17 protein-coding genes are annotated in these 17,421 nt (G+C 71.6%); 4 read left to right on the top strand and 13 right to left on the bottom strand.

What is annotated here, in order from left to right; translation table 11 throughout:
- Positions 1 to 6 precede the first annotated feature (6 nt).
- From AB0M76_RS11975 to AB0M76_RS11960, 4 genes are all read right to left on the bottom strand, one after another.
- Complete coding sequence (locus AB0M76_RS11975; RefSeq protein ID WP_365952776.1) at positions 7 to 549, bottom strand: hypothetical protein; 543 nt, start codon at positions 547 to 549, stop codon at positions 7 to 9.
- A gap of 85 nt (positions 550 to 634) precedes the next feature.
- Entirely contained in the window at positions 635 to 2,254 is a 1,620-nt protein-coding gene (locus tag AB0M76_RS11970) for a VWA domain-containing protein (RefSeq protein ID WP_365952727.1), read from the bottom strand.
- Positions 2,251 to 3,447 (bottom strand): toxic anion resistance protein, encoded by a 1,197-nt coding sequence (locus AB0M76_RS11965; RefSeq protein WP_365952726.1) that lies wholly within the window; start codon positions 3,445 to 3,447, stop codon positions 2,251 to 2,253. Before AB0M76_RS11965 ends, AB0M76_RS11970 begins: the two co-directional genes overlap by 4 nt.
- Before the next feature lie 13 nt (positions 3,448 to 3,460).
- On the bottom strand, positions 3,461 to 4,543 hold the full coding sequence (locus AB0M76_RS11960; protein ID WP_365952725.1) for a hypothetical protein: 1,083 nt from the start codon (positions 4,541 to 4,543) through the stop codon (positions 3,461 to 3,463).
- Positions 4,544 to 4,686: 143 nt separating this feature from the next.
- Here AB0M76_RS11960 and AB0M76_RS11955 point away from each other — a divergent pair, with 143 nt between their 5' ends.
- Complete coding sequence (locus AB0M76_RS11955; RefSeq protein WP_365952724.1) at positions 4,687 to 5,106, top strand: hypothetical protein; 420 nt, start codon at positions 4,687 to 4,689, stop codon at positions 5,104 to 5,106.
- Between the two features lie 190 nt (positions 5,107 to 5,296).
- On the opposite strand, the gene AB0M76_RS11950 is transcribed toward AB0M76_RS11955, so the two are convergent.
- Entirely contained in the window at positions 5,297 to 5,710 is a 414-nt protein-coding gene (locus AB0M76_RS11950) for a hypothetical protein (protein ID WP_365952723.1), read from the bottom strand.
- Positions 5,711 to 5,810: 100 nt separating this feature from the next.
- Positions 5,811 to 7,022, bottom strand: a complete 1,212-nt coding sequence (locus AB0M76_RS11945; RefSeq protein ID WP_365952722.1) for a pyridoxal phosphate-dependent aminotransferase — start codon at positions 7,020 to 7,022, stop codon at positions 5,811 to 5,813.
- 312 nt (positions 7,023 to 7,334) lie between these two features.
- Between AB0M76_RS11945 and AB0M76_RS11940 the strand changes: the two genes are divergently transcribed.
- The gene (locus tag AB0M76_RS11940) at positions 7,335 to 7,811 is read left to right on the top strand and encodes a macro domain-containing protein (RefSeq protein WP_365952721.1); all 477 of its coding nucleotides are present in this window, start codon (positions 7,335 to 7,337) and stop codon (positions 7,809 to 7,811) included.
- A 68-nt stretch (positions 7,812 to 7,879) separates the two neighbouring features.
- Here AB0M76_RS11940 and AB0M76_RS11935 read toward each other — a convergent pair whose 3' ends face one another.
- The 5 genes from AB0M76_RS11935 to AB0M76_RS11915 all read right to left on the bottom strand — a co-directional run bounded on the left by AB0M76_RS11935 (position 7,880) and on the right by AB0M76_RS11915 (position 12,707).
- Entirely contained in the window at positions 7,880 to 8,344 is a 465-nt protein-coding gene (locus AB0M76_RS11935) for a nitroreductase/quinone reductase family protein (protein ID WP_365952720.1), read from the bottom strand.
- 161 nt (positions 8,345 to 8,505) lie between these two features.
- On the bottom strand, positions 8,506 to 8,691 hold the full coding sequence (locus AB0M76_RS11930) for a hypothetical protein (RefSeq protein WP_266664334.1): 186 nt from the start codon (positions 8,689 to 8,691) through the stop codon (positions 8,506 to 8,508).
- 87 nt (positions 8,692 to 8,778) lie between these two features.
- Positions 8,779 to 9,789, bottom strand: a complete 1,011-nt coding sequence (locus tag AB0M76_RS11925; RefSeq protein WP_365952719.1) for a YdcF family protein — start codon at positions 9,787 to 9,789, stop codon at positions 8,779 to 8,781.
- A 57-nt stretch (positions 9,790 to 9,846) separates the two neighbouring features.
- Positions 9,847 to 11,418: a D-aminoacylase gene (locus AB0M76_RS11920; protein ID WP_365952718.1), complete on the bottom strand. Its 1,572-nt coding sequence runs from the start codon at positions 11,416 to 11,418 to the stop codon at positions 9,847 to 9,849.
- 8 nt (positions 11,419 to 11,426) lie between these two features.
- Positions 11,427 to 12,707, bottom strand: coding sequence for an alanine racemase (locus AB0M76_RS11915; protein WP_365952717.1), 1,281 nt, complete (start codon positions 12,705 to 12,707; stop codon positions 11,427 to 11,429).
- A 147-nt stretch (positions 12,708 to 12,854) separates the two neighbouring features.
- Between AB0M76_RS11915 and AB0M76_RS11910 the strand changes: the two genes are divergently transcribed.
- Both AB0M76_RS11910 and AB0M76_RS11905 read left to right on the top strand, forming a co-directional pair.
- Positions 12,855 to 13,709 (top strand): IclR family transcriptional regulator C-terminal domain-containing protein, encoded by an 855-nt coding sequence (locus AB0M76_RS11910; RefSeq protein ID WP_365952716.1) that lies wholly within the window; start codon positions 12,855 to 12,857, stop codon positions 13,707 to 13,709.
- The gene (locus tag AB0M76_RS11905) at positions 13,706 to 14,116 is read left to right on the top strand and encodes a RidA family protein (RefSeq protein ID WP_365952715.1); all 411 of its coding nucleotides are present in this window, start codon (positions 13,706 to 13,708) and stop codon (positions 14,114 to 14,116) included. Before AB0M76_RS11910 ends, AB0M76_RS11905 begins: the two co-directional genes overlap by 4 nt.
- 141 nt (positions 14,117 to 14,257) lie before the next feature.
- Here the strand turns inward: AB0M76_RS11905 and AB0M76_RS11900 are convergent, their stop codons facing one another.
- Both AB0M76_RS11900 and AB0M76_RS11895 read right to left on the bottom strand, forming a co-directional pair.
- Positions 14,258 to 15,595 (bottom strand): M14 family metallopeptidase, encoded by a 1,338-nt coding sequence (locus AB0M76_RS11900; RefSeq protein WP_365952714.1) that lies wholly within the window; start codon positions 15,593 to 15,595, stop codon positions 14,258 to 14,260.
- 127 nt (positions 15,596 to 15,722) lie between these two features.
- Positions 15,723 to 17,417 carry a glycosyl hydrolase family 18 protein gene (locus AB0M76_RS11895; protein WP_365952713.1) on the bottom strand — a complete coding sequence of 565 codons (1,695 nt, stop codon included), beginning with the start codon at positions 17,415 to 17,417 and terminating at the stop codon, positions 15,723 to 15,725.
- Between the last annotated feature and the right edge of the window lie 4 nt (positions 17,418 to 17,421).

Here is a 17,421-nt window from a genome sequence, read left to right as displayed (position 1 = left end):
TACCTGTCAGGAGCGTTGTCCGCGCTCCTCCAGGTAGGTCGTGTGCGTCTGCTGACGGCGGGCCTCTGCTTCGCGGAGGTCCGCCGTCACGCGTTCCGCCTCCTCGTGCAGCAGCGACAGCTGCCGCTCCAGGTGGCGCTCCGGCGATTCCCCGCCCGGGGTGAGCCGGGTCCACCAGCGCGTCCGGTTGTACGTGTCCACGCACTCCGGCACGTCCAGCTCGATCGCCCGCGACAGCGCGTGCACCGACTCCGGATCGGTGGCCAGGACGTCGGCCACCCACCCCGGCTCCAGCAGTGCCCCGTACAGCTCCATCAGCTCCGCGAGCCGCCCCTCGGCCGGAGCCGGCAGCTCCACCTCGGCCACGTACTCCCGCAGCCGGCCGAACTGCTCCCGTACGCCGTTCAGCTGCTCGGTGGGCCCCTCGGGCTCCGGCGGCGCCGGCCGCTGCGGCGGGGCGATCAGCGCGCCCGCGCCGTACAGCCCGGCCACGACCACCGGCCAGTACGTGCCCGCGACCCCGGTGAGGGTCAGGCCCAGCCCGGCCATCCCGCAGGCGCTCCCGGCCAGGTTCTTCTTCGACTCCAGGTAACCGAGAAGACGCGTGCCGAGGGCTCTCCCGGCAGCGCCGGATCTATTGGTAGCCACGGATCTCCTCGAAGGCTCCGTCCAGCGAACCGTTGCCGTCGGTGGCGTCGAAGAGCCGCCCGCCGGTCAGTTCGGTGATGTGGGTCAGCTCCTTGCGGTCCGAGTCCCCGAACAGCACCGCGAAGACAGGCGTGTGCTTCTGCGCGTCCGGCAGCCCGGCGTAGAAGGAGTCGAAGTCCTTCGCCTTGTCGCCGCTCTGCCCGTCCGTCATCAGCACGATCGAGGTGAACGCGTCCGCGTTGCCCTTCCCCAGGTGCTCGTACGCCGCCTTCAGACTGCCGTACACGGCCGTACCCCCCTCCGGCCGGAGCGATTTCACATCGCCCCGGATCGCATCCAGCGCGGGCCCGGGATTGCCCGGCTCGACGACGTGCGTCAGCACCTTCTTCACCTTGTCGCCGAACGGCAGGAGTGTCACCTCCTCGCGGTCCCGGAACCGCTGCCCGGGCCCCGAACCGCCCGTGCCCGTCAGCTCGGTGAGCGCCGACCGCAGCCGCCCGATGCGGTCCTCCTCCTCCATCGAGCCCGAGGTGTCCAGCACGTACACCGTGCGCGAGGGCCGGCGCAGCTCGTTCTCGTACGAGGCCAGCAGCCCGTCGGCGACCGACCGGGTGCCCGGGAACGGCAGCTCGCGCCGCTTGTCCGCGTTCAGCCCGGCCGCGGGCGCCACCCCGGCCGTGACCGGCCGGCGGAACGTCTTCTCGGTGATCGCCTTCTGCGCCTCGGCGCCGCTCAGGTAGTCGGTCAGGGCCCGCCCCGACTCGCGGGCCCCGGCCGGGGCCGAGGTCAGCAGGGTCAGCGGGTAGTGGGCGGTGACCACCCCGTCGCGCGGCCGGATCACCGTCAGGTCGGTCTTCGCGTCCCGGTTCATGGACAGCAGCACGGACTCGTAGTTCACCAGCGCGTCCACGTCCCCGCGCTTGGTGTACGCAGTGGCCAGCCAGCCGGAGGACCCCGAGGTCAGCTTCTGCCCGGCGAAGAACTCCTTCAGCTTGGGCTGGGCCGTCTTCACGTCCGCGTCGGTCAGCGCCGCCTGCGCGCCCGACAGCCCGGAGGCCACCGAGATCAGCGCGGAGAACCCGGAGTTGGAGCGCACCGGGTCGGTCATCCCGTACGACAGCTTCCCGGCGGCGACGGCCTCGTGCACCGCCGACCAGGTGACCTCCTCCGGCTTCCAGCCGAGCCGGGCCAGCGCGTCCGCCCGTACGCCGAGCGCGACCGGCGAGGACATCACAGGGGTCTCGCTGCTGAGCTTCCCGGCAGCCTCGGGGCGCAGCCGCAGATAGTCGTTGGAGGACAGCCAGATCGCGTCGTACTTGCCGTCGGCCTTGCCGGAGGCGACCTGCTCGACCGCGTCCAGGGTGCCGGACCAGGTGAGCTCGACGGTGACCCCGGTCGCGGCCTTCGCGGCCTTCAGCACCGGCTCCATGTCGGCCAGTTCACTGGAGGCCAGCACCCGCAGCCTGCCCTCCTGGTACTTCGACTCGGCGGGCTTCGCGGGCCCGTCGGAGGTGCAGGCCGAGGCTCCCAGCAGGGTCGCGGTCAGCGCGACCGCCGCCGCGAGCCGTCTGCGCACCGAAGCGGTACGGACGCCACGGATACTCATCGGTCCCCGCCTTCCAGTGCACCGGACGTGCGCGTACGGGCCAGGTAGGCCGAGGCGGTCTGCAGTTCCCCGGTCAGGGACTCGACGGTGGCGGCCATGTTCTCGGTGGCCTGCACCTTGAACGTGTCGATCGCGTCCAGCGTCCGGTAGATCTGCGCGAAGGCCGTGCGCAGCGTCTCCGCGCCGACCGCCGGGTCGGCGGCGATCCGCTGGATCTCCCCGCTCTGCGTGGACAGCATCTCCGCGTTGCCGCGGATCAGGTCCTCGGTGGTCGTACGCAACGTGTTGACCTGCTCGATCACCTTGCGCTGGCTGTCGAGGGCCGAAGCCAGCATCACGGCGATCCGCAGCGCGGACACGGTGGTGGTGGCGGCCCGGTCGACGCCCTTGATCAGCTCGTCGTTGTTGCGCCGGACCACGTCCATCGCCAGGTAGCCCTGCGCGCACACCGCGAGCTGGGTCAGCAGGTCCTGGTGCTTCTGCCGGACCGGGAAGAGGAGGTCGGCGCGCATCGCGTCGGCCGCCGGCGGGTCGCTGTGCCCGGCCTCGGTGATCCGCTGCTCGACGGCCGTGTCGAGGGCCTCGGTGAGGACGGCGTACTCCTGGAGCTTGCCCATGGTCTCCCACAGGCGAGCCCGCTCGGTGTGCAGGGCCGCGTTGTCGCGGCGCAGCTCGTCCTGGCCGCCGCGCAGCGCGCCCACGATCTTGTTGAGGGTGGCCTGCGAGGAGGCGTACTTGGCCACGTGGTCGCGGAACTTGTTGCCGCCGGGCAGCTTCGCGAGGAGCGCCTTGACGCCCTTGGCGGGCGTGTCCCGCGGGTCGAGGTCCTCCACGGTGCGGCGCAGCTCGACCAGGGAGCCCGCGACGCGGGCCTGGGCGTCGCCTCCCCCGTCGGAGCCGAGGGACCGTACGGCCCGCTCGAGCATCCGGTTGGACTGCTGGGCGGCGCTGCGGATGTCGCCGGCGCCGAGCCCGGCGATCTCGCCGATGCGGCTCGCGAACTCGGGGGAGCGGGCGTCGATCCCGGCGAGCGAGCCGACGTACTCCCCGGCCCGGCGGGCCATCTCCTCGCGCACCCCGTCCTGGAGCGGTACGAGGCCCGAGGCCTGCTCCCGCTTGACGGGGGCGACGGGCTCGGGGGCGGTGAGGACGAGCGGGCTCTCTGTGGTGTCATCGGGTCGTGTCAACGACATGTACGTGGTCCCCCTAGCCCTTGGCGCGCGCGGCCAGCGCCATGAGGATCTTGACGGTCGGTGCGCTGATCTGGCGGATGCCGGTCAGCTCCGGGTTGAGGTACGCGGCGTGTGCGGCGGTGGCCGCGGTGAACTCGGGCACGCCGTTCTGCGGCCGGAACCCGTGCCGGACGGCCAGCTCGCGCAGCTTCGGGTCGTTGGCGAGGAGGGAGCCGAGCTCCTTGGCGTTCTCGCTGATCGGCACGAAGGTGTGCGGGGAGTTGACCGTGGTGTCCGGGTACAGGACCACCATGTCGCCCGGAGCCTGCTTCTGCTGGAGCAGGGAGGCCACCTGCGACTCGTACGCCAGGATGAGCGGTTCGCCGCTGCCGGAGATGAAGGCCCGGAAGGGGTCGTCGGTGCTCGGCTCGAGTGCCCCCTGGACGGAGATCAGCTTCTGCATCAGGGGCGCGGTGCGGTCGATCGCGGCCTGGTCGGAGACCACGCTGTTGCCGTTGGCGACGTTCGAGGTGGCGGCCAGGAAGAGCGCACCGGAGTTGGAGGTGGCGGGATCGGTGGTCTTGATGAACACGGTGCCGGTCAGCTCGGCGTACGCGGCGGAGCCGGACAGCTGCTGCCACTTGCGGTCCTCACCGGCAGCCTTGAGGTAGGGGCCCATGAGGAGGGTCCCGGAGTTCTTGCCGGTCATCTTGGCGAGGTTGTTGTCGGCGAGCACCTTGGCGGCGTTGGAGCGGGCGATGACCACGAGCGGGGAGAAGAAGGGCTTGGTGGTCTGGGCGCCCTTGACTCCGGCCGCGGCCTCGATCTCGGGGGCGGGCTCACTGCTGCTGGGGAAGGCGAAGTCGAACTCCTTGAGGGCGAGTTGGTCCATCGCCCAGGAGCCGGACGTTTCGGTCTTCACGGTGTAGCCCTTGTCGGCCAGGGCCTTGACGACGTCAGGGTCGCGGAAGTATTCGGACTTCTCGGACCCGATGACGCCTTTGACTTTCACGGTCTTCGTTGCCGTGGGTGGGGTCTTGTCTCCTCCGGCGAGCGCGACGGCGACCACGCCGCCGAGGAGGAGGACCGCCAGAGCGATTCCTAGGATGCGTCTCACGGGTGCAGAGTGCTCGCGGAAACCCACATTCCGCGCGAAGTTGAATGAACGTCAGGTGTCCAGGCGGTCCCACTTCGAAATGCTGTGTGGATCGGCCGGTGCTGGCAGGCGGGGCGGCAGGCCGGGAGGATCGTCCCATGGGCGTGAGCGCGTTGAAGTGGCAGGGCTGGGCGGTCGGCCTGACGGCCGTGGCCGGCCTGCTGGTGTTCGCCCCGCTGGGCCTGTACGTCTGGGCCAGCGGCGAGCCGGGCGCGGCGCCGCCGCGACCGGCGGTGGAGGACGTACGGGTCACCGGCTGCCGGATCGACCCCGGCAGCCGCCGCGTGGTGGCGACGGTGGAGGTGACGGGCCGCCCCGAGGGCACCGGCGCGTACGTGGTCACGGTCGAGTTCCGCGAAACGGCGGATCCGGACCCGGCCGCCCGACCGGCCCAGGCCCTGGTGAAACTCCCGGGCGTCGCCCCATCCGCCACGGAACACGCCGAGGCCCTGGGCCCCCTCTGGCCCCCGGCAACAACCCCCTGGTGCGGCATCGCGGCCGCAGACTTCACGCCAACCCGCTAGTGCCGGCCCCATCCAGCCCCGCCGGCGTTCGGCGATTGAGGCGCGGGTCCGGGCGGAGCCCGGGTGGGGGGGCAAGCCCCGCGCAGCGGCACACCGGAACCGGCCCGACGGGCCGAGCCAGGGCCCACGTCCGGCCCGGCAGGGCGGTGGCGCCCGGTCCGGAGCCTCCGCGGCCCCGGACCGGGGCCGATCAGAGGCTGCCGGCCAGGTTCTGCGAGGCCAGGGCGGCGGCGTGCGCATCCATCCGCTCGGCGGCGAGGATCGCGACGGTGGTGTCGGCACGGGACGCGGCGACGACCAGCGCGCGGCCGGCGAGGTCATGCGCCCGCTGGTGCAGGGCGGTGAGCTCGGCGGCCCCGGCGATGTCGGCGCGCGGCGCCCGGGCGGGCTCGGCGCCGCGCAGCCGGGTCACCTGGGCGGCGATACGGGCGGCGGCGCCGTCGAGCCCGAGCTCGTCGGTGACGGTCAGCAGGGCCGCCAGGTGCCCGGCGAGCTGGGTGTCCAGCGCTTCGGCGCGGCTGCTGTGCGGATAGCCGGCGTGGCCGTCGGAGTGGCGGCCGCCCGGACGGTGGACGACCGGCTTCGTGCGGATCGGCTCGTACATGGGGGGCCTCCTGCGTGGTCAGGAGGCCATCCTACATTGGATCCGTTCTAAAGTTGTGCTCGATCCGGCATCGAGTGCCCCGTGCTTGCCTGACGCGGGACTAGGGCTGCCCGTATCCGTCGAGGAACTTGCCGATCCGGGTCACCGCGTCCGCCAGATCCTTGGGGTTCGGCAGCGTCACGATCCGGAAGTGGTCGGGCTCGGGCCAGTTGAAGCCCGTACCGTGCACCACCATGATCTTCTCGGCCCGCAGCAGGTCGAGGACCAGCTGGCGGTCGTCCTTGATCTTGTAGACGGCCGGGTCGAGCTTCGGGAAGAGGTACAGCGCGCCCTTGGGCTTCACGCAGGTGATGCCGGGGATCTGCGTCAGCAGCTCGTACGCCGTGTCGCGCTGCTCCAGCAGCCGCCCGCCAGGGAGGACGAGGTCCGTGATCGACTGCCGGCCGCCGAGGGCGGTCGCGACGGCGTGCTGCGAGGGCATGTTCGCGCACAGCCGCATGTTGGCCAGGATCGTCAGGCCCTCGATGTACGACGCGGCGTGCTTCTTGGGGCCGCAGACCGCCATCCAGCCGGACCGGAAGCCGGCGACGCGGTAGTTCTTGGAGAGCCCGTTGAAGGTGAGGGTCAGCAGGTCCGGGGCGATCGCGGCGGTGTTCGTGTGCGTGGCGCCGTCATAGAGGATCCGGTCGTAGATCTCGTCGGAGCAGACGATCAGGTTGTGGCGGCGCGCGATGTCCGTGAGGCCGCGCAGCATCTCGTCGTTGTAGACGGCGCCGGTCGGGTTGTTCGGGTTGATGATCACCATCGCGCGGGTGCGATCGGTGATCTTGCGCTCGATGTCGGCGAGGTCCGGCATCCAGTCGGACTGCTCGTCGCAGCGGTAGTGCACGGCGGTGCCGCCGGCCAGTGACACGGAGGCGGTCCACAGCGGGTAGTCCGGCGCGGGGACGAGCACCTCGTCGCCGTCGTCGAGCAGCGCCTGCATCGACATCTGGATCAGCTCGGAGACGCCGTTGCCGAGGTAGATGTCCTCGACGTCCAGCTCGATGCCCTTGGTCTGGTAGTGCTGCATGACCGCGCGGCGCGCGGAGAGCAGCCCCTTCGCGTCCCCGTACCCGTGGGCGTTGCCCAGGTTGCGGAGCATGTCCTCAAGGATCTCCGGCGGGCACTCGAAGCCGAAGGCCGCGGGGTTGCCGGTGTTGAGCTTGAGGATGCGATGACCTGCTGCTTCGAGCCGCATCGCCTCTTCGAGGACGGGGCCGCGGATCTCGTAGCAGACATTGGCGAGTTTCGTTGACTGGATCACCTGCATGCCGGGAGCTTACGGGCCGTACGGGCGGTCCGCCGAGGTATTCGGGGCAGGAACAGGGGAGGGATATGTCCCGTTTCGCATGATGGGACGGTGGCGGCGCGATCCCCCCTTGGAAACGGCGGCGCCGCGGCGTTCCGGCCTGCGGAATCGGTGGGGGCCGGGGGCGGCGGAGCCGCGGTGTTGCGCTCGTCACGCTCGTCGATTCGAGGTGCGCGCGGACGGGGCTCGAGCAGGCGGTCCGTGCTCCGCGCGAGCAGGCCGCCGCAGTGTCAGTGGTCGCCCGTACTGTCGTGGGTGGGGAAGGGACGGAACATGGAGCATCTGCGCATCATCGCGGGGGACGCGACCAGCCCGCAGGCCAAGGGGCCGAAGATCATCGCGCACGTCTGCAACGACATCGGCGGCTGGGGAAAGGGCTTCGTGGTGGCCCTCTCGAAACGCTGGCCCGAGCCCGAGGAGGCGTACCGGGCCTGGCACCGGGGCCGCAGCGGGAACGACTTCGGGCTGGGCGCGGTCCAGCTGGTCCAGGTGGCGCCGGACGTCTGGGTGGCCAACATGGTCGGCCAGCGCGGCATACGCACGGGCAGCGGCGGCCCGCCGATCCGCTACGACGCGGTGGCACGCTGCCTGGCGGCGCTCGCCGGGCACGCGCTCGAACGGGGCGCCTCGGTCCACATGCCCCGCATAGGCTGCGGCCTGGCCGGCGGCAAGTGGCCCCGCATCGAACCGCTGATCACCCAGGCCCTGTCGGCCCGGGACGTGCCCGTGACGGTCTACGACCACGGGTGAGCGCCGGACCGGCCGGCCGTCCGTCTTCCGGGCCGGTCCGATGCGGGGCGTGATCCGTCCGGACGGCGTCAGGCGGAGCGGGCGGGGGCCGGCTCCAGGATGACCAGGGGGATCTCGCGGGGCGCCGCCGCCGTCCGGTAGTCGTCGAAGAGGGGCCACAGGGCCGTCATGGCGGGCCAGTAGACGTCCCGCTCGATCGGGCAGCCCGTACGGGCCGCGGCCTGGAAGACGGCCGGGCCGACCTGGAGGCGGACCTCCGGGTGGGCGGCCAGGTTCCGGTACCAGGCCGGGTGCTCCGGGGCGCCCCAGTCGGCCGCGAGCACGATGTGGCGGCCCGCGTCCTCGACGTAGATCAGCGGGGTCCGGGCGGTCCGGCCCGTGGTGCGGTCGACCGTGGTGAGCAGGAGCGTGGGGACCCCGTGCCAGAGATGGCCGTCGAGTCCGCCGGTCGTCACGTAGTCCCGTACGTGGTCCCGTTCGCGGCCGGGCTTCGGGTCGGTGGGGTGGTTCCAGTCGATGGTGAGCGTCTGCATGGCGGTGCCTCCGAGTCAGGGCCCCCGCGAGGCTTAACGATCCTTCACCGATTCTGGATGCGGTCGGCCTCGGCCGGCGCAGCCGACGTGTGGCCCCGGTCCGGGGGCGCGGCCCCCGGACCGGGGCCACCAGCAGCTTTCGTGCCGCGCGACCGCCCGCGCTACGGGAGGTAGCGCTCGATGACCGACGGGCCCTCCTTCTCGATCAGCTGGCGCGCCTTCTCGAGCCGCTCCGGAGTCGGCTCCATGCCTTGCACCATCACGAGGTCCTCGGGGTCGTACGGCCGTTCCCCGCCGCTGAAGAGCTTGGCCGGCTGCTTGGGCTGCTGGTCCGATTCACTGTCCATCGGTTACCTCCTCGGAATGTCCCCCGATCCCCTCATCCTCCGGCGACATCGCCAAGAACGCACCTGCAGGGCCCCGGGCCCGCGCCGTCACGCCGAGGCGACCGCCGCAAAGGCCGTCAGGGCGACTATCGAGGCACAGATGCTCAGGTTGACCGCCCGGTGCTCCCAGAACACCGCGACGAACTCGCGGAGGGTGGCGCTCGGCCAGAAGTACGTGGCCGTCGGGGAACCCAGCACCTGCCCGTTGACCCCGGCCCTGCGGGCCGTCATCGCGGCCCGGAAGGCGTGGAAGTTGTTGGTGACGACCACGCAGCGGTAGCCGGGGTCCGCATCGAGCATGATCGTGCGGCTGAAGGCGAGGTTCTCCCTCGTCGTACGGGAGCGGTCCTCGAGCCGTATCTGCTCCTCCGGGACGCCCTGCGCGATCAGCCAGTCGGCCATCGCCCGCGCCTCCGACAGCCTCTCGTCCGTCCCCTGCCCGCCCGAGACCAGCAGCAGCGGCACCCGGCCGCCGCGGGCCACCTGGGCGGCGTGGATCTGCCGGCCCTTCTCCAGCCGGGACGCCAGCAGCGGCGGCACCCGCTCGCCGCAGATGAGTCCGGAGCCCAGCATGACCACGTAGTCGACGTCGCCGCGCACCGTGATCCGCCCGTAGAGGAAGGCGTACGCGAGGAAGCAGAGGAAGAGGAAGGAGACGTAGCCGACGAGCATGACCAGGCCCGCCACCATCGTGTCCACGACGCGCGAGCCCTGGCCGGCCACCCCGAGGACCAGCGCGATCAGCGCGAAGATCCCGATGCCCGCCGCCATGGACAGCATGTTGGTCGGGCTGCGGCCCTCCTTGCGGATCATCGTCAGGCCGTTGCGGATCAGATAGCCGCCGAGCACGAGCGTGCCGACCGTCGGCACGAGCAGCACCAGCAGGACCGCGATCCCGTCCAGAGGTGACGGCAGTTCAGGTATCTGGAACAGCAGGCCTGTCGACCCGAACATCAGGGTGAGGCCCAGCAGGACCGCGTTCCGGAAGCGCCGGCGGTCCTCCCGCACGCTCACGCAGAAGAGGGCGAAGAACAGCGCGGCGGGGACGAAGGCGAGCATGCCGCCCATCGTAGGCGGACGGCCCGAACCCCCGGCGGGCTCAACGGCCCCGAGGTCTCAGCGCCCGCGGTACGGCGTCCTGCGGACCGACCGGCCGGCCAGGACGTCCGTCCTGCGCCCGTCCCGCATCACGAACCGGCCGTCGATCAGCACGTGCGGGATGCCGGCCGGCAGCGCGCGCGGGTTCTCGTACGTCGACCCTGCCGCCACCGTGTCCGGGTCGAACAGGACGAGATCGGCGCGGTGGCCGGTGCGCACCAACCCCCGGTCGGGCAGCCGCAGTCGGGCCGCCGGGCGGCCGGACAGGTGGGCCACGCACTCCTCCAGCGAGAGCACGCCGAGCTCGCGCACATAGCGCCCGAGGTAGTGCGGGAAGGTGCCGTACGCCCGCGGATGCGGTTTCGCGCCCTGGAGGATGCCGTCGGAGCCGCCGGTGTGGACCCGGTGGCGCATGATCGCCCGGACGTTCTCCTCGTGGCCGACGTGCTGGAGGATCGTCGGCCCCAGCCGGTCCTCCACCAGCAGCCGCCGGGCGGCGTCCCAGTCCCGCAGGCGCGTGCCGACGTACGCCCCGTGGGCGGGGTCCGCCGTCCCCGAGATCTCGATCGTCGCCCAGTCGACCGGGACGCCGTGGCAGCCGTCGGCCCCGGTCACCTCCAGCGCGTACCGGATCCGCTCGGCCTCGGCGTCGTCGCGCAGCCGGGCGAGGACCGCGTCCGGCCCGCCCTCGCCCGCCCAGCTGGGCAGGAGCGCGACGAGGGTGGTGCAGCCCGGGGTGTAGGGGTACGAGTCGAGGGTGATGTCGGCCCCGGCGGCGAGGGCGTCGTCGAGGAGGGCGAGGAGTGCGCCCGCCCGGCCCTCGTTCTCCGCGAAGTTCATGGTGGCGTGCGCGAGATGGAGCGCGCAGCCGGCCTCCCGGCTCAGCTCGACCATCTCGGCGTACGCGCCGAGCGCGCCGCGGCCGTACGAGCGGTGGTGCGGGCAGTAGTAGCCGCCGTACGCGGCCACCACCCGGCACAGCTCGGTCAGTTCGGCGCCGGACGCGTACATGCCGGGGGTGTAGGTGAGCCCGGAGGACAGGCCGACCGCGCCCTGCGCGAGGCCCTCGGCGACGAGCGTCCGCATCCGGTCGAGCTCGGCGGGGGTGGCCGGGCGGTCGTCCCAGCCCAGGGCGTACGCGCGGACGGTGCCCTGCGGGACGAGGTACGCGGCGTTGACGGCGATTCCGGTGCGGTCGAGCCGGTCCAGGTACCCGCCCACGTCCCGCCAGGTGAACTCGATGTCCTCGCCCGGGCCGTTCCAGCCGGTGATGGCCGCCCGCACCTCGGCCAGCGTGCGGTCGTCGACGGGCGCGTACGAGAGCCCGTCCTGGCCGAGGACCTCGAGGGTCACACCCTGGGCGGCCTTGGCGCTGTGGTCCGGGTCGCGGAGCAGGGCGAGGTCGCTGTGGGCGTGCATGTCGACGAACCCGGGGGCCAGCGCGAGACCGTGCGCGTCGACGGTGTGCCGGCCGCCGGAGCGGATCCGGCCGATCTCGGCGATCCGGCCCTCGTGCACGCCCACGTCGGCGGTGTACGAGGGCCCGCCCGTGCCGTCGACGACGCGGGCCCCGCGGATGACCAGGTCCACCGGCGCGGCTAGAAGAAGGTGCGGACGTAGTCGGTGACCGTGCCGTCGGCCGCGACGACCGGGATCAGCGGCCACTTCTCGAAGATCGTGCAGGGGTGGGACATGCCGAGCGCCACCCAGTCGCCGACGTTCACCCCGTCCGCGGAGTCGGTCTCCAGCCAGGCGTGCTGGTCGGACAGTCTGACCACGCGGACGCCGGTGGCCGGGCGTTCCTCGCCGGTCAGGGCGTCGCGCACCAGCTCGGCCTCGGGCAGGCCCAGGTCGTATGCGACGTCGCGCTTGCCGGCGTTGACGAAGGCCTGCGTGGGGGAGGGGCGGGAGACGACCTGCGTCCAGAGCCGGAAGGCGGGGCGCAGGCCGCCCTCCTCCGGGACGCGATTGAAGGGGGTGAGGCGGGTGTACCAGCCGTGGTCGTGGGAGACGTACGCGCCGGAGCGCAGCAGACGCAGGGTGGGCCGGGACAGCTCGGGCAGCTCGCCGAACACGTCGGCGACGGCGTCGAACCAAGAGGAGCCGCCGGCGCTGACGACGATCTCCTCGACGTCGGGGGCGAACCGCCCGGCCCCGTCGAACTCCACGGCGAGCGCGGTGAGCCGGCGCAGGTACGCGTGGACGGAGTCCGGGTCGGCGTCGGGGACCTCGGCCTCGTACCCGGCGATGCCGACGAGGCGCAGGGTGGCGGCCTCGGCCACGGCGTCGGCGACGGCCCGGCAGTCCTCGTCGGTCCGCGCGCCGGTGCGGGCGCCCTCGCCGGCGCCGAGTTCGACGACGACGTCGAGGACCTGGTCCTGACCCTGCAGCGCCCGGTCCATGAGCTGGACCCCGCGCACGGAGTCGACGTAGCAGACGAAGCGGAAGCCGGGGTCGGCGGCGAGCTCGGCGGCCACCCACTGCAGGGCGGCCGGGTCGACGAGCTCGTTGGCCAGGAAGATCCGCTGGATGCCGAAGGCGCGGTAGACGCGGGCCTGGTGGGGGACGGCGGCGGTGATGCCCCAGGCGCCGTGGTCGAGCTGGCGCTGGAAGAGCTGCGGCGCCATGCAGGTCTTGCCGTGCGGGGCGAAGGCGAGGCCGTGGCGGGCGGCGTACGTGCCGAGGGCGGTGAGGTTGTGCTCCAGCGCGTCGGCGTCGAGCGTAAGGACGGGGGTGGTGAAGCCGCCGGTGTAGAGGTCCCGCTTCTCGGCGGCCAGCCGGCCCACGGTGAGCTTCGCCCGCTCCGCGTCGGGCGGCAGCCCCTTGAACCGGTGGTCGACCGGTTCGTCGGCGAGCCGGCGGACTGCTTCGGTGCCCATGCGGATTCCTCCTCGCGTTGCATGAGATGCAACGCTCGTTGCGTGCTGTGCCTATGGGTGTCTAACATCCCTGGTGGTGAAGGGTCAACGTCCCGCCCCGTGTCTCGGGTTCCGCAGCGGACGGACGGACGGACGGAAGGGCATGGCGTGAGTCAGTCGGTGGAGCGGGCGCTGCGGATCCTGCCGCTGCTCGCGAAGGGGGCGGCGGGGCTCGGCGAGGTGGCCGAGGAGCTCGGCGTGCACAAGAGCACGGCCCTGCGCCTGCTGCGCACCCTGCACGAGCACCGCTTCGTCTACCGCCAGCCCGACGGCCGCTACCGCCTCGGCGCGCAGCTCTTCGCGCTGGCCGGGCAGGCCCTGGAGAACCTGGACGTCCGCGCCGTGGCCCACCCCCACCTCGTGGAGCTGAACCGGCTCACCGGGCACACCGTGCACCTCGCCCTCCACCAGGACGACGAGGTGGTCTACGTCGACAAGGTCGACAGCCGCTACCCCGTCCGGATGTACTCCCGCATCGGCAAGCCCGTCCCGCTCACCGTCGCCGCCGTCGCGAAGCTGCTGCTCGCCGACCTCCCCGAGGCGGAGCGGCGCAGCCTCGCCGAGCGCATCGACTACCCGCGCTACACCGCCCGCTCCACCCCCGACGCGCAGGCCTTCCTGCGTGAGCTGGCCCTCGTACGGAAACAGGGCTGGGCCACCGACCTGGGCGGGCACGAGGAGTCGATCAACTGCGTCGGCGCGCCCGTGCACGGGCCGGACGGACGGGTCGTCGCCGCGCTGTCCGTCTCCGCGCCCGGCGTGGTCGTCCCCGCCGAGGGGCTGCTCGAACTGCTGCCCCTGGTCCTGCGTACCGCCGACACCGTCAGCCGGGAGTACTCCGGTTCACCCGAGAACCCCGGCTCCCCCGAGAACCCCGGTTCACCCGAGAACCCCGGCTCCCCCGAGAACCCCGGCTCCCCCGGGAACCCCGGCTCCCCCGAGAACAGCGAGGACACCCCGTGACCGAGAAGACCGCCATCACGCCGGACACCCACACCACCCCGCCCGCGAAGTTCTCGCACGGCGTGCGCAAGGGGAACATCCTCCAGGTTGCCGGCCAGGTCGGCTTCCTCCCGCACGTGGACGGCCGGGCGCCCACCCCCGCCGGGCCGACGCTGCGCGAGCAGACCCTCCAGACGCTGGAGAACGTCCGCTCGGTACTGGATGCCGGCGGCGCGGGCTGGGACGACGTGATGATGATCCGGGTGTACCTCACCGACACCGGGCACTTCGCCGAGATGAACGCCCTCTACAACGCCTACTTCGAGGAGCAGGGCCTCAAGGAGGCCCCGGCCGCCCGCACCACCGTGTACGTCGGCCTGCCCGCCGGCCTCCTCATCGAGATCGACGCCCTCGCCGTCCTCGGCTGACCGGAGCTCTCAGAAGGGCCAGTTGACGCCCAGCCACGCCCAGCCACGCTCCGCCCGCAGAGACAAGCGCGGAGCCCAGCCGGCCGATCAGGCGGGCGGGACGCCCCCCTGGCGGTAGGGCGCCCCTGGATCAGCCGGATGTCAGACGCAGTACTGCGCCTGCTTGCCGATCGAGCGGTACATGCAGTCCGCGTTCTCCAACAGCTGGAGCACCGCGTCCCGGTTGCGTGCCGTCTCGCGGTCGATCACCTCGTCCGGCGGGTAGAAGCCGCCCCCGCCGCCCGTGTCGGACGGGTACATCTCGAAGGTGTAGGCGAAGATCTTCTGGTTGCCCCACAGCCAGTCGTCGATCGTCCCGTCCGTGATGTACAGGTCGCTCGACTGCTCCGGCGTGTAGCCGTTGCTGTTGGCCATGCTCGTGCCGATGGTCTTGTACACGGCGAGGTCGTCGGCCGTCAGGCCCGGCGCCGTGTCGTTGTACGTCCACCCGAACGGCCAGAGGACCAGCTCGCTGTATGTGTGGAAGTCGATGGCGGCGGTGATCTGCTGCTTGCCGCCGACCACGCGGCTGCGGACGAAGTCCGAGACCACCTTCACCTCGGGCCCCGACTCGGCGGCCGCACCGCGGTAGGTCTCGGAGCTCTTGCTGCCGCTGGAGCCGCCGCAGCAGCCCCACTTGTAGTCCCAGTTCCGGTTCAGGTCGGTGCCGACGTACGAGGAGCCCGAGTTCGGCTGCCGGTTCTTGCGCCAGGAGCGGTAGGAGCCGGTCGCGATGTCGTACTCGCCGCCGTCCGGGTTGAGGTCCGGCACGATCCAGATCTCGCGGCCGTTGACCATGTTGGTGATCCGCGTGTCGGTGCCGTACTTGGAGCCGAATTCCTTGAGCAGGTAGAGCGCCATCTCGACGGTCAGGTGCTCGCGGGCGTGCTGGTGGTGCGTGAAGAGCACCTCGGGCTCGTTCTCGTCGGTGGCGACGTTGTCGCTGATCTTGATGGCGACGATGTCCCGGCCCTGGTACGACTTTCCGATCACCTTCTTGCTCATGATCGAGGGGTACTGCGCGATGCGCTGGTCGATCTCCGTGTTCGCTTCGGCGTAGTTGTGGTACATCGAGTCCTTGGACGGGAAGTCCATCGGGCTCGCCGCCACGCCCCGCTCGGAGCGGTCCGGTGGCCCGGGCAGCGCGGTCGGCTTGTATCCGAGCGCCCGCAGCTCCTTGACCTGCACGGGGTCGGCGCTGACGACGACCGAGCGGGCGTCGACCTCGTCGATCGAGACGCCCGTACGGAGCAGGGCCGTTCGCTCGGCGGCCGTGGACGGGCCCTTGATCTCGTACTGGACGACGGCCTCGTCCTGGGTGGCCGTCGACGGTGTGGGCGGTGGGGCCGCCGTCGCGCTCATGCCGTAGGCGGGTGCGCCGAGCGCGAGAGCGAGCAGGGCCGCCGTGACGGCGGCCCTGCGTCGGGTGTGGAGCCGCATGCGTTCTCCTGGGTGGGAGTGTGGGGGGTAGCCGTGCGGATGCGCACAGCGTGCTCTTGTGGCATGTCCCGGTCAAGAACTGCATTCCGGCCAAATGTGCCGGGACGGCCACCCCCACACGTACCGCCTAGGGCAGGCTGTGAACCTTCGGCCCCACCGAGTTGGACCAAGCGCTCCCTGCCTGGGCGTCCCAGTTGGTCGACCAGGTCATCGCGCCGCGCAGCCCCGGGTAGGTCTTCGAGGGCTTGAAGGATCCGCAGTTCGTGCCCCTGGCCAGGCAATCCAGGGCGTTGTTCACGATGGTCGGGGAGACGTACCCGCTGCCCGCGCCGCTCGGCGAGGCCGGTACGCCGATGCCCACCTGCGAGGGGTCGAGCCCGCCCTCCAGCTGGATGCAGGCCAGCGCGGTGAGGAAGTCCACCGAGCCCTGCGAGTAGACCTTGCCGTCGCAGCCGTTCATCGAGCCGCTGTTGTAGTACTGCATGTTGACGACGGTGAGGATGTCCTTGATGTTCAGCGCCGTCTTGAAGTAGCCGCCCGCCGTCGACTGCATGTCGATGGTCTGCGGGGCCATCGTGATGACGAGCGAGGAGCCGGCCTTGGCGGACAGCGAGCGCAGAGCCTGCGTCATGTAGGTCGGGTTGAGGCCGTTCTCCAGGTCGATGTCGATCCCGCTGAAGCCGTACTCCTGCATCAGCGCGTACGCCGAGCTCGCCAGGTTGTTCGCGGAGGCCGAGTCGTTGACCGAGATGGTGCCCCGCTCGCCGCCGATGGAGAGGATGACCGACTTGCCGGCCGCCTTCTTCGCGGCGATGTCCGCCTTGAACTGCGCGACCGTGTAGCCGCCGAGACCGGCCGAGTCGAGGTTGAAGGTGATGGCCCCGGGCGTGGTCGTGGCGTCGGCGAAGGAGACGGCGATGATGTCGTACTGGGACGAGACGTCCGAGATCTTCTGGACGGTCGCGCCGTTGTTGAAGTTCTGCCAGTAGCCGGTCAGCGCGTGCTTGGGGACCGAGGGGTTCGGGTTCGGGTTCCCGCCACCGGTCGTCGTGCCGGTCACCGCCGCCGACTTCGGGCCCTCGCCGGCCGCGTTGTACGCGCTCACCTGGAACGAGTACGAGGTGGCGGCGGCGAGCCCGGTGATCTGGGCGGGGGAGCCGGACACGGTCTTGACCCGGGCACCGTCCTGATAGACGTGATAGCCGGTCGCCCCGCTGACCGTGTTCCACGAAAGGGTGAGCCCGTTCGAGCTCTGGCCGGAAACGGCGGTCCCGGCCGGGGCGCCGGGCACGGACGGGCCGGGGTCGGTGCCGCCGCCCCCGTCCGGGCCGAAGACGCTGAAGTCGTCGACGACATAGGCGGCCTGCCCGTACCAGCCGTGCGTCCACACGGTGACCTGGGTGGTGTTCGGGCCGGTGGTGAAGGTGGTCGACAGCTTCTGCCAGCCGCCGCCCGAGCCGGGGGTCCAGGTGGACACGTCCTGCGTGCCCGTCCCGGTCGCGCCGAGGTACACGTAGGAGCCCTGCACCTGCTCGCTCAGCGTGTACGTCGAGTTCGGCTTGACCGTGACGGTCTGACTGCACTGCGCGTTGTCCTGGCCCGCGGGGGTGCCCTTGAGGGCGCCGGCCCCGGCGTACACGGGCGAGGACACTGCGGCGCCGCTCCCGGAGGTGCAGGTCCAGTCGGCGAGCCCGGACTCGAAGCCTCCGTTGCGGGCGACGTTGACGTCCGCGGCCTGCGCGGTGCCGGTGGCGAGGGCGGTCAGGCCGCCGGCGGTGAGGGTGGCGGCGCCCAGGAGGGCGAGCGAGCGTATGCGGTTCACGTGG

The sequence above is a fragment of the Streptomyces sp. NPDC051364 genome (assembly GCF_040682115.1).
Lineage (GTDB): Bacteria > Actinomycetota > Actinomycetes > Streptomycetales > Streptomycetaceae > Streptomyces.
This window is presented reverse-complemented; position numbering and strand designations above follow the sequence as displayed.

Coding starts and splice junctions, on each gene's coding strand:
- AB0M76_RS11935 (WP_365952720.1), bottom strand. CDS start 8,344: ATGCAGACGCTCACCATCGACTGGAACCACCCCACCGACCCGAAGCCC.
- AB0M76_RS11950 (WP_365952723.1), bottom strand. CDS start 5,710: ATGTACGAGCCGATCCGCACGAAGCCGGTCGTCCACCGTCCGGGCGGC.
- AB0M76_RS11900 (WP_365952714.1), bottom strand. CDS start 15,595: ATGCGGCTCCACACCCGACGCAGGGCCGCCGTCACGGCGGCCCTGCTC.
- AB0M76_RS11930 (WP_266664334.1), bottom strand. CDS start 8,691: ATGGACAGTGAATCGGACCAGCAGCCCAAGCAGCCGGCCAAGCTCTTC.
- AB0M76_RS11975 (WP_365952776.1), bottom strand. CDS start 549: ATGGCCGGGCTGGGCCTGACCCTCACCGGGGTCGCGGGCACGTACTGG.
- AB0M76_RS11940 (WP_365952721.1), top strand. CDS start 7,335: ATGGAGCATCTGCGCATCATCGCGGGGGACGCGACCAGCCCGCAGGCC.
- AB0M76_RS11970 (WP_365952727.1), bottom strand. CDS start 2,254: ATGAGTATCCGTGGCGTCCGTACCGCTTCGGTGCGCAGACGGCTCGCG.
- AB0M76_RS11965 (WP_365952726.1), bottom strand. CDS start 3,447: ATGTCGTTGACACGACCCGATGACACCACAGAGAGCCCGCTCGTCCTC.
- AB0M76_RS11925 (WP_365952719.1), bottom strand. CDS start 9,789: ATGCTCGCCTTCGTCCCCGCCGCGCTGTTCTTCGCCCTCTTCTGCGTG.
- AB0M76_RS11945 (WP_365952722.1), bottom strand. CDS start 7,022: ATGCAGGTGATCCAGTCAACGAAACTCGCCAATGTCTGCTACGAGATC.
- AB0M76_RS11915 (WP_365952717.1), bottom strand. CDS start 12,707: ATGGGCACCGAAGCAGTCCGCCGGCTCGCCGACGAACCGGTCGACCAC.